This window comes from Salipiger marinus, from assembly GCF_035481585.1.
In the GTDB taxonomy this organism is placed as follows: Bacteria; Pseudomonadota; Alphaproteobacteria; order Rhodobacterales; family Rhodobacteraceae; genus Salipiger; species Salipiger marinus.
This window is the reverse complement of the sequence record NZ_JAYKSL010000016.1, coordinates 110249-120546: the sequence shown is the minus strand read 5'-3', so window position 1 is coordinate 120546 and position 10298 is coordinate 110249. Positions and strand designations below refer to the sequence as shown.

Annotated in this window: 6 protein-coding genes; 4 read left to right on the top strand and 2 right to left on the bottom strand. The window is 68.0% G+C overall.

Features of this window, described 5'->3' with window-relative positions:
- Both VK682_RS19335 and VK682_RS19330 read right to left on the bottom strand, forming a co-directional pair.
- On the bottom strand, positions 1–1397 hold a 1397-nt coding region (locus tag VK682_RS19335; RefSeq protein WP_324782420.1), incomplete at its 3' end, for a UdgX family uracil-DNA binding protein.
- Entirely contained in the window at positions 1394–2623 is a 1230-nt protein-coding gene (locus VK682_RS19330; RefSeq protein ID WP_324782418.1) for a putative DNA modification/repair radical SAM protein, read from the bottom strand. The genes VK682_RS19335 and VK682_RS19330, both read right to left, overlap by 4 nt.
- A 119-nt stretch (positions 2624–2742) precedes the next feature.
- Between VK682_RS19330 and treZ the strand changes: the two genes are divergently transcribed.
- The 4 genes from treZ to glgX all read left to right on the top strand — a co-directional run bounded on the left by treZ (position 2743) and on the right by glgX (position 10282).
- Positions 2743–4476, top strand: a complete 1734-nt coding sequence (treZ, locus tag VK682_RS19325) for a malto-oligosyltrehalose trehalohydrolase (RefSeq protein ID WP_324782417.1) — start codon at positions 2743–2745, stop codon at positions 4474–4476.
- The gene (treY, locus tag VK682_RS19320; RefSeq protein WP_324782416.1) at positions 4473–6830 is read left to right on the top strand and encodes a malto-oligosyltrehalose synthase; all 2358 of its coding nucleotides are present in this window, start codon (positions 4473–4475) and stop codon (positions 6828–6830) included. Before treZ ends, treY begins: the two co-directional genes overlap by 4 nt.
- 173 nt (positions 6831–7003) lie before the next feature.
- Positions 7004–8161 carry a sugar phosphate nucleotidyltransferase gene (locus tag VK682_RS19315; protein WP_089850925.1) on the top strand — a complete coding sequence of 386 codons (1158 nt, stop codon included), beginning with the start codon at positions 7004–7006 and terminating at the stop codon, positions 8159–8161.
- A 21-nt stretch (positions 8162–8182) separates the two neighbouring features.
- On the top strand, positions 8183–10282 hold the full coding sequence (gene glgX, locus VK682_RS19310; protein ID WP_324782415.1) for a glycogen debranching protein GlgX: 2100 nt from the start codon (positions 8183–8185) through the stop codon (positions 10280–10282).
- The last annotated feature ends 16 nt before the right edge of the window (positions 10283–10298 follow it).

The following is a 10298-nucleotide window of genomic DNA, read 5'->3' as shown; positions in this document are numbered from 1 at the left end:
AGATCGGCGGTGAACTCCGCCCTTGCCCGCGCGGCGGCAGCCTCATCGGGCAGCCGCAGCAGATAGGACGGGTGCAGGGTCAGCAGCACGGCGCCGCCATCCTCCGCCCGTTCCACCGTGCCGCGCCGCTGCAGCAGCCGCTCGCCTGAGCCGGTCAGCGCCAGCGCCGCCGTGGCGCCCATGGCCAGCGTCAGTCTGGGCTGCACCCAGGAGCGTTCCAGCCCCAGCCACCATTTGCAGGCCATCACCTCGCCCGCGCCGGGGCGCTGGTGCAGCCGCCGCTTGCCGCGTGGCGCGAATTTGAAATGCTTGACGGCATTGGTGACATAGGCGCGGCCCCGGTCCAGCCCCGCCTCTGCCGCGCAGGCATCGAACATCTGCCCCGCCGGTCCCACAAAGGGACGGCCCGCCAGATCCTCGGCATCGCCCGGCTGTTCGCCCACCACCATCAGCGCGGCAGGGCGCGGCCCTTCGCCCGCGACACCCTGCGTGGCGCAGCCGCCAAGCGGGCAGCGCGTGCAGGCATCCAGATGCGCCTTGAAACTGGCGGGCGTCACATCCTGTGGCAGGCTGTGATCCGGCAGCCGCGCCTGCACCGCCTGCACGCGCGGCGGCGGCAGGGTCGGCAGCTTCGCCCGCATCTCTTCGGCCCGCGCCGGGGCGGTGCGGATCAGCTCGGGGATCAGCCGCGCCTCGGGCAGGTTCTTCCAGTATTTGCGCGGCATTTCCGAGGTCATGGCGCTGACCATCAGCCGCGCCGGGTTGAAGATATGCGCATAATAGGTGCGCCACAGCTCTTCGGCGGCATCCTCGGGCAGGGGCGCGGGATCGCGCGTCTCCTCCACCGCCAGCACGCCATTCACGAAGCGCGCGGTATGCAGCGGCGTGGCGATCACCCAGTCCATATCGCCAAAACGCTTGGCAAAAAACGGCACGGCGGCTTCGGTGATGGGATGCTCCGGCTCGAACCACGCGGCAAAGGCGCGGCGCTTTGCCCCTTCGGGCGTCACCTCGCGAAAGCGGACAAAGGCGTGCATCTTGTGAATGTCGCGCCGCACCCCCTTTTCCTGCGCCAGCAGCTTGGCCATGGCGCGGTCAGACCGGTCGCCCCAGCGCAGCCGCCCCTGCGACAGCCGCAGCACCAGATCATAGGCGCGGGCAAAGCGTTCGGGGTCGGAATGATGCAGGGCGGTTTCCATGCTGGCGATGGCGGCGCGCGGCAGGCGCAGATCGGTGGCGGGCCCGCGCGGCAGCTCCTGCGCGGCAAACAGATCCGCCGCGTCCTCCCCCACCTGCCACAGCACCGCCTCGGACGGAATGCCTGCGCGGGCCAGCCTGCGCGCCTCCTGCCGCCACGCCGCGACACTGCCCAGCACCGGCAGGCAGATCCGCATCAGAACAGGCTCAGCTGTTCGGGGGGCGGCGCAAAGCGCGCGCGCAGACCGGCATCGTCAAGCATGCCGCGCGGGCTCCAGCCCGGCAGGCTGATGAAGGGGCGCGCATGTTTCAGCACACAGCCCAAGGGCAGCAGATCCTCATAGCGCAGCGTCCGGTGCCGCCGCGCCGCCAGCATCCGGTCCACCGACCGCGTGCCAAATCCCGGCACCCGCAGCAGCATCTCGCGGCTGGCGCGGTTCACCTCCACCGGGAATTGGTCGCGATGCGCCAGCGCCCAGGCCAGCTTGGGATCCACCTCCAGATCCAGCATCCCCGAAGGCGGCGCGATCTCGGCGGCCTGAAAGCCGTAAAACCGCATCAGCCAGTCCGCCTGATAAAGCCGATGTTCCCGCATCAGCGGCGGCTTGATCAGCGGCAGCGCCTTTGACGCGTCGGGAATGGGCGAAAACGCCGAATAATAGACCCGCCCCAGCTTGTAAGAGGCATAAAGCGTGCTGGCCGACTGCAGGATCTGTGCGTCCTTCGCCGCATCCGCGCCCACGATCATCTGCGTCGACTGACCGGCGGGGGCAAAACGCGGCGGGCGCTTGCCGCGAAAGCTCGCCTCCCGCCCGGCCTCGCGCCGCTGCCGCACGTCGCCCATGGCAGCGCGAATGCGCTGCGCCGATTTTTCCGGGGCGAACTGCGACAGCGCCTGTTCGGTGGGCAGCTCCACGTTGATGGACAGCCGGTCGGCCCACAGCCCCGCCTCCTCGATCAGTTCGGGGGCGGCATCGGGGATGGTCTTGAGATGGATGTAGCCCCGGAAATTCTCGCGCTGGCGCAGGGTGCGGGCGATGCGCACCATCTCCGTCATCGTGTCATCGGGCGACCGGATGATGCCGGAGGACAGGAACAGCCCCTCGATATAGTTGCGGCGGTAGAATTCGATGGTCAGCTTGACCACCTCCTCCACCGAAAACCGCGCCCGCTCCACCCGGCTCGACACCCGGTTCACGCAATAGGCGCAGTCATAGATGCAGAAATTGGTCATCAGGATCTTCAGCAGGCTGATGCAGCGCCCGTCCGGCGCATAGGCATGACAGATGCCGCTGCCCCCCGAGGATCCCAGCCCCGCACCATCGCGCGACCCGCGCTTTTCGCCGCCCGACGACGCGCAGGAGGCGTCGTATTTTGCGGCATCCGCCAGAATCGCCAGTTTTTCCGTAAGTGTGCGCTGTACCATAAAGTTCATCCTACGTTCACGATTTGGGCGGAACAAGCACCCTTCATTCACGGCTGCGTCAGACGGAACCCCGCGCGGGTCCACCGCGTTGGCTCTGACATCCCGGACGGAGGACAGACGTGCCCCAGACCCAGACCGCGACCCATCCCCGCTGGGGCGCCATTCCCACCCGTGCAGGCCTCTGGCATTTCGGGATCTGGGCTCCCACCGTCTCCGACATCGCGCTGCATCTGGACGGGCGAACCCATCCCATGACCCGGGTGGACGGCTGGGCGCTGGCCGAATGCCCCGCAGAGCCGGGCATGGACTACGGCTTCGTGCTGGACGGCACGCTGCGCCCCGATCCCGCCACCCGGCTGCAGGCGGGCGACGTGCACGGCCCCTCCCGCCTGCCCGACCTGATGACCCCGCCCCCCGCATGGTCCGGCAGGCCTTGGGACGAGGCGGTGATCTATGAACTGCATGTCGGCAGCTTCACCCGCGACGGCACCTATGCCGCCGCCGCCCGCGACCTGCCGCGTCTGGCGAAACTGGGGATCACCGCGATCGAGCTGATGCCGCTGTCGCAGTTCGAGGGCAATCGCGGCTGGGGCTATGACGGCGTGCTGATCCGCGCGCCGCATCCCGCCTATGGCCCGCCCGAGGATCTGCGCCGCTTCATCGCCGCAGCCCATGATCACGGCATCATGGTGCTGCTTGATCTGGTGATGAACCATTTCGGGCCTTCGGGAAATTACCTGCACGGCTATTGCCCCGAGTTTTTCGACGAGGCCCGCCATACCCCTTGGGGCGCCGCCATCGACTTCCACAAGCCGCAGGTGCGGCGGTTCTTTCTGGACAGCGCGCAGGGCTGGCTTAGCGATTACGGCTTCGACGGGCTGCGGCTGGATGCGGTCCACCAGATCGCGGGCATGGGGGGGCGGCAGTTCCTGCGCGAACTGGCCGAGCAGCTGCGCGGCCTTGACCGCCCGGTGCATCTGGTGACCGAGGATGAACGCAACCTGCCCGACCTGCGCGAGGCGGGATATGACGCCGAATGGAACGACGACTGGCATCACGCCATCCACTGCGCGCTGACCGGCGAATCCCAAGGCTATTACGAACCTTTCGCCGCTGATCCCTTGGGCGATCTGGCCCATGCCATGCGGCACGGGCAGATCGACGAGGGCCAGCCCCGCCCCGGCTCGCGCCCGCCGCGCGGCGCCCCGGCCCGGCACCTGCCCCCCACCGCCTTCGTCAATTCCAACCAGACCCATGACCAGATCGGCAACCGCGCGCTTGGCGACCGGCTGAGCACGCTGGCCCCCCCCGTGGCGCTGCCGGTGATCCATGCGCTGCTGCTCTGCCTGCCGCAGATCCCCATGCTGTTCATGGGCGAAGAAACCGGATCCACCGCGCCCTTCCAGTTCTTCTGCGATTTCACCGGCGATCTGGCCCGCGCCACGCGCGAGGGGCGGGAACGCGAACTGTCGGAAATCGGCATCCCCAAGGATGACATCCCCGACCCCAACGATCCCGACATCCTCGCGCAGTGTTACCCCTTCGGTCAGGATCCGGCGCGCGAAGACCGCTTTGCCGCGCTCACCGAAACTGCGCTGCGCCTGCGCAGGGACCGCATCGTGCCGCTGCTGAAATCCGGCCTTGTCGCCGCGCCGGAGGTGACGCGGGACGGCCATACCCTCAGCGCCGCATGGCCGTTCGACGCGGGCACGCTGCGCATCGGCCTGCGCCTGACCCCGAAAGGCGCCACAGCCAAGGCCGCACCCTTTCCGCAGCCGCTCCCCGAGGCCGACCTCACCCTTGGCGATCCCGAACGGGACGCCTACGCCCTTGCCGTAAGGATCGACACATGACCAGCCTTGACGCGGGCCTCTCCGCCGACGCCCTCCGCACCGATGCCGTGGCCGCCGGAACGATGCGCCCGCTCAGCACCACCTACCGCGTGCAGCTGCGCTGCGGCATGGCGTTTGACGGGCTGATCCCGCATCTGCCCTATCTGGCGCAGCTTGGCGTGTCGCACCTCTATCTGTCGCCGATCTTCACCGCCACTGCCGGGTCCACCCATGGCTATGACGTGACCGATCCCAGCCAGATCGACCCCGCGCTTGGCGGGATGGAGGGGTTTTCGCGGCTCGCCGCCTCTGCCGCCGCCGAAGGTCTGGGCATCATTCTGGACATCGTGCCCAACCACACCGCGTTTTCGCTGGAAAACCCGTGGCTGCGCGACCTGCTGCGCCACGGGCAAAGCTCGGCCTATGCCCGGCATTTTGACATCGACTGGTCCCGCCGCCTTGCCCTGCCCTTCCTGCCCGACCCGTTCGAGGACATGCTGGATCGCGGCGCCTTCTCGCTTGCCGAAGAGGACGGGCAGCCGGTGTTCCGTGCCGATCTGGGCGGCGGTGCGTCGCTGTCGGTGCCGCTCGCGCCCGGCGGGCTGCCCTCCGATCCCGGGCCGGACGCGCTGCGCGCGCTGCATGACACGCAGGTCTGGCAGCTGCGCCACTGGCAGACCGAACGCGACAGCGTGACCCACCGCCGCTTCTTCAACGTCACCAGCCTGATCGGCATGCGGGTCGAGGAAGAAGACGTGTTCCACGACACCCACGAACTGATCCTGCGGCTGGTCTCCGAAGGGCTGGTGCAGGGCCTGCGCATCGACCATATCGACGGGCTCGCCGATCCGGTCGCCTATCTGCACCGGCTGCGGCAGGCGGTCGGCCCCGATGTGCCGGTCTGGGTGGAAAAGATCCTCACCGGATCCGAACCGCTGCCGGTCTGCTGGCCGGTGCAGGGCACCACCGGATACGAGGCCGCGCGGCAGATCCTGCGCCTGCTGACCCCCGCCGAAGGTCTGGCGCGGCTGGATGGCACGTGGCGCGAGGCCACCGGCTTTCAGGGCGATTTCGCCGCCACCGTGGCCGAGGCCAAGGAAGAGGTGGTGGTCAACGAACTCGCCGCCGAACTGCACCAGATGATCGCGCTGGCGCAGGCCTATGCCGCCACCCGCCGCGCCGCCCCCGGCCCGGAATCGCTGCGCGAGGCGGTGCTGGCGCTGCTGCGCACCTTTCCCCGCTACCGCGCCTACAAGGTCGATGACAGCTCTGGCGTGGCGGGCGACCGCCGCCTGCTGGATCAGGTCATCGCAGAAGCCGCCCGCACCCCGCGCGAACCCGCCACGGTCCATCTGCTGGGAGAGGCGCTGTGTGATCCCGACACGCCGGAGGCGCAGGATTTCGCCCGCCGCTTCCATCAGGTCACCGGCGCGCTGGTGGCCAAAAGTCAGGAAGACACCGCCTTTTTCCGCTACAACCGCTGTCTTGCCACCAACGAGGTGGGGGCGGAACCCGACCATGCCACCCTGACCCCCGAGGCGATGTCGGACTGGCTGGCCGACCGGCAGGCGCGCTGGCCGCATGCCCTGACCCTGACCTCCTCGCATGACACCAAACGGTCAGAGGATGCGCGGACCCGGCTTCTGGCCGCCGCACAGGCGCCGCAGGATTTTGCCGCCCTCTGGGCCGAAACAGAGCCGCATTTCCCTGATGCGATGCGCCGCAACGATGGCTGGTATCTGCTGCAGTCGGCGCTGGCGATCTGGGAAGACGGACGCGACGATCTGGCCGACCGTCTCGCCGATCACATGATCAAGGCGCTGCGCGAAGGCAAGGTCATCACCACATGGCAGCATCCCGACGAGGAGGCCGAAGCCGTGGTGCTGGAAGCCGCCCGCGCGCTGGTGGCGCGCTGGCAGGCCGATCTGCCCGACCCCGCCGCCCGGCTGATCGCCCGCGCGGGCCCGCTGTCGCTGATCCAGCTCGCGCTGAAGATGGTGATGCCCGGCGTGCCCGACATCTATCAGGGCACCGAACTGCCCAGCTACGCGCTGACCGATCCCGACAACCGCCAGCTGGTGGATTTTGCAGCCCTTGCCGATGCCCCCTCCGCCCCCGGCCTCGCAGGGCAGAAGGCCCGGCTGACCCGCAGGCTGGTGCAGCTGCGCGCCGAACACCCCGATTTCTTCGACACCGCCGAGGTGCGGCTCAGCGCGCAGGACGGCGGGCTGCTGGAACTGTCGCGGCAGGACGGGGCACGTCATCTGACATTGCGCTTCCACCCCGAAGGCGGCGGCCCGGGCCCTGTGCTTCCCGGTCATGACCTGCTGCCGGGGGGGGCGGACTGGCCGCTGCGTATGTCCTGTGACATCTGATTTCCGCAGAGTCACAATTGCGCCGCCCTCCCGGGAACCAATGGCAGGCTGTCCTGTTTAGGTTGCGTGCGGTGGGTCTCCCGCCGCGACAAGTTCCTAACAAACTGACAGCGCCGCGCCTTGCGCGGTGGCCATGGGATCCGTCGGTCCCGTGCCTGCGGGGAAATGCACTGATGACACTAGAAACCGTCGACACCAAAGCCTGCCTGCCCTTCCTTCTCGCCGGAGGCCGTGGCTCGCGGCTGTATGAACTGACCGACAGCGAGTGCAAACCCGCGATCCCCTTCGCCGGACAATGCCGGATCGTCGACTTTATTCTGGCCGCCACGCGGGATGCGGGCTTCACCGGCCTGATTGCCGCCACGCAATACGAACCCGATACGCTGCACGCTCATCTGGGCAGCACATGGGCGCCGCAGTTCCGCCGGGGCATCGCCGTGCGGGACGGGCGCAACCTGCCCGCCCCCGGCTTTGTCGGCACCGCCGCCGCCGTCACCGCCTGCATCGACATCATCGACCTGCAGGCCCCGCGCGAGCTGATGGTGCTGGCGGGCGACCATGTCACCGACATCGACCTTGGCGCATTGCTGGTCACCCACCGCCAGACCGGCGCCGCCGCCACCGTGGCTGTCACCCCCGTGCCCCGGGCCGAGGCGCGCGCCTTCGGGGTGCTGGCCGCCGAAGCCTCGGGCCGCGTCACCGCCTTTGTCGAAAAGCCGCAGAACCCGCCCGCCATGCCCGGCGATCCGCAGCGCGCGCTCGCCTCCATGGGCATCTATGTCTTTGACTGGAAATGGCTGCGCGCAGCACTGATCGCGGATGCCATGCGCGCCGGATCCAGCCATGACTTCGGCCATGACCTGCTGCCCAAGGCGATGGCCGAAGGCCTGCTGCAGGTCCACACCCTGCCCGCCCATGCCGATGGCACCCCCGGCTACTGGCGCGATGTCGGCACGCTTGACGCCTACCGCCAGTGCCAGCTGGATTTCTTCCAGCGCCCGCCGATGCGCCTGCCCAATCTGACCGCGCCCACCATGCGCCGCCCCGCGCTTGCCAGTTCATGGGCGCATGACGATACCGGGTCCGTCGCGCTGCCCGGCGCGCAGGCAGGGCGCGGCTGCCGCCTGCACCGCGTGATCCTTGGCCGCGGCGCCTGTCTTCCCGACGGCACCGTTATCGGCGAAGATGCCGAAGAGGATCAGCGCTGGTTCCGCCGCACCCCCGGCGGCACCACGCTTGTCACCCGCGCCATGCTGGCCCGCCGGGCCGAAGCGCGCGCCCGTCTTTATCCCGTGTCGCGACCGGACAGCGTCCGCGCCGTTTCGCACTGACCCTTTCAAGGAGCAACGCCTTTGCCCAAGGATGTTTCGGCCCCCCCGGCCTTTGATCTGTCCGCCTCGCGCCCCGATGCCTTCGGGGCGCGCCATGATGGCGAGGGCACCAATTTTGCGCTCTTCTCCGCCCATGCCGAACGGGTGGAACTCTGCCTGTTTGACGACAGCGGCGACACCGAACTGCACCGGCTCGACCTGCCGCTGATGGAGGGCGGCGTCTGGTTCGGCTACCTGCCCGGCATCCGCCCCGGTCAGGCCTATGGCTACCGCGTGCATGGCCCCTACGCCCCCGAGGAAGGCCACCGCTTCAACCCAAACAAGCTGCTGCTTGACCCCTATGCCATGGAAATGCGCGGCTATCTGAAATGGAATGACGCGCTTTACGGCTATCCGGTGGGCGGGTCGGATCTGGACATGGATCCCCGCGATTCCGCCCCCTTCATCCCCAAGGCGGTGGTGGCCGATCCGCATTTCGACTGGGATGCCGACAAATCCCTGCGCCACAGCTGGTCCGATACCGTGATCTACGAAGCCCATGTCAAAGGCCTGACCATGCGCCATCGCGACGTGGATCCGGATCTGCGCGGCACCTTCCGCGCGCTCGGATCCGATGCGGTGATCGACCACCTGCACCGGATGGGCGTCACCTCGCTGGAACTGCTGCCCATCCATGCCATGGCGCAGGACCGGCATCTGGTCGACCGGGGCCTGTCGAATTACTGGGGCTACAACACGCTTGGCTTTTTCGCCCCCAACCGCACCTACCTGAACTCCGAAAAGGTGCAGGAGGTGAAAAGCACCATCAAGAAGCTGCACGAAGCCGGGATCGAGGTGCTGCTGGATGTGGTCTTCAACCACACCGCCGAAGGCAACCACCTTGGCCCCACCCTGTCCTTCAAGGGCATCGACAACGCCTCTTACTACCTGCTGTCGGCGGAAAACCCGCGCTATGGCTATGACACCACCGGCACCGGCAATACCGTGAACGTGGCGCATCCCATGGTGCTGCGCATGGTCATGGATTCCCTGCGCTACTGGGTCGAGGCGATGCATGTCGACGGCTTCCGCTTCGATCTGGCCTCCACCCTTGGCCGCGAACCGCAGGGCTTTGAACGCGAAGGCGCGTTTTTCAACGCCATCCGGCAGGATCCGGTGCTGGCGGGGGTCAAGCTGATCGCCGAACCCTGGGATGTGGGAGATGGCGGCTATCAGGTCGGCGGCTTCCCGTGGCCCTTCCGCGAATGGAACGACAAGTTCCGCGATGACGTGCGCGGCTTCTGGCGCAACGATCCCGGGCTCTGCGGCGCCATGGCCGAACGCATCACCGGCTCGCCGGTGCAGTTCCACCATTCCGGGCGGCCCGCCACCACCTCGGTCAATTTTGTCGCAGCACATGACGGCTTCACCCTGTGGGACACCGTGTCCTACAACGAAAAGCACAACGAGGCGAATGGCGAGAACAACCGCGACGGGCATGACCACAACCTGTCGCACAATCTGGGCGTCGAAGGCCCGACCGATGATCCCGCCATCCTCGAGGCGCGGATGCGCCGGGTGAAGGCGATGCTGGGCACCGTGCTTCTGGGCCATGGCGTGCCGATGCTGCTGGCGGGCGACGAACTGGGCCAGACGCAGGACGGCAACAACAACGCCTATTGTCAGGACAATGAACTGACATGGATCGACTGGGAAGGCGCGCGCAAAGGCCTGACCGAGGCGGTGGCGCAGCTTCTGGCGCTGCGCCGCGAATGGCGCGACTGGCTGGCGCCGCGCGATTTTGCCTGCGCCCCGGGCGACGAATCGCGCCCCTGCGCCACGCAGGTGGACTGGTGGCATCCCGAAGGCCGCGCGATGGAAGATACCGACTGGCACGATCACGGGCTGCGCGGCTTTGGCCTGCGCCTGCGCCTGCTGGAACGCACCGATCCCGACGCGCCGGAACTGCTGCTGCTGTTCAACGCGGGCGAGGACTGCAATTTCCACATGCCAGAGGCAGAGACCGGACCTTGGCAGCCGCTGGCCGACACCTCCGCCGATCCGGTGCGCCCCGAAGACCCGTCAGATGTCACGGAATATCTGGCCGCAGCACAAAGCCTTGTGGTGCTGCGCCGGGGCTAGACAGCAAAAGGGGCCG

What these genes read in the sequence shown, in the direction of transcription:
- treY (WP_324782416.1), top strand. Translation starts at nt 4,473, where the DNA reads ATGACCAGCCTTGACGCGGGCCTCTCCGCCGACGCCCTCCGCACCGAT.
- VK682_RS19330 (WP_324782418.1), bottom strand. Translation starts at nt 2,623, where the DNA reads ATGGTACAGCGCACACTTACGGAAAAACTGGCGATTCTGGCGGATGCC.
- VK682_RS19315 (WP_089850925.1), top strand. Translation starts at nt 7,004, where the DNA reads ATGACACTAGAAACCGTCGACACCAAAGCCTGCCTGCCCTTCCTTCTC.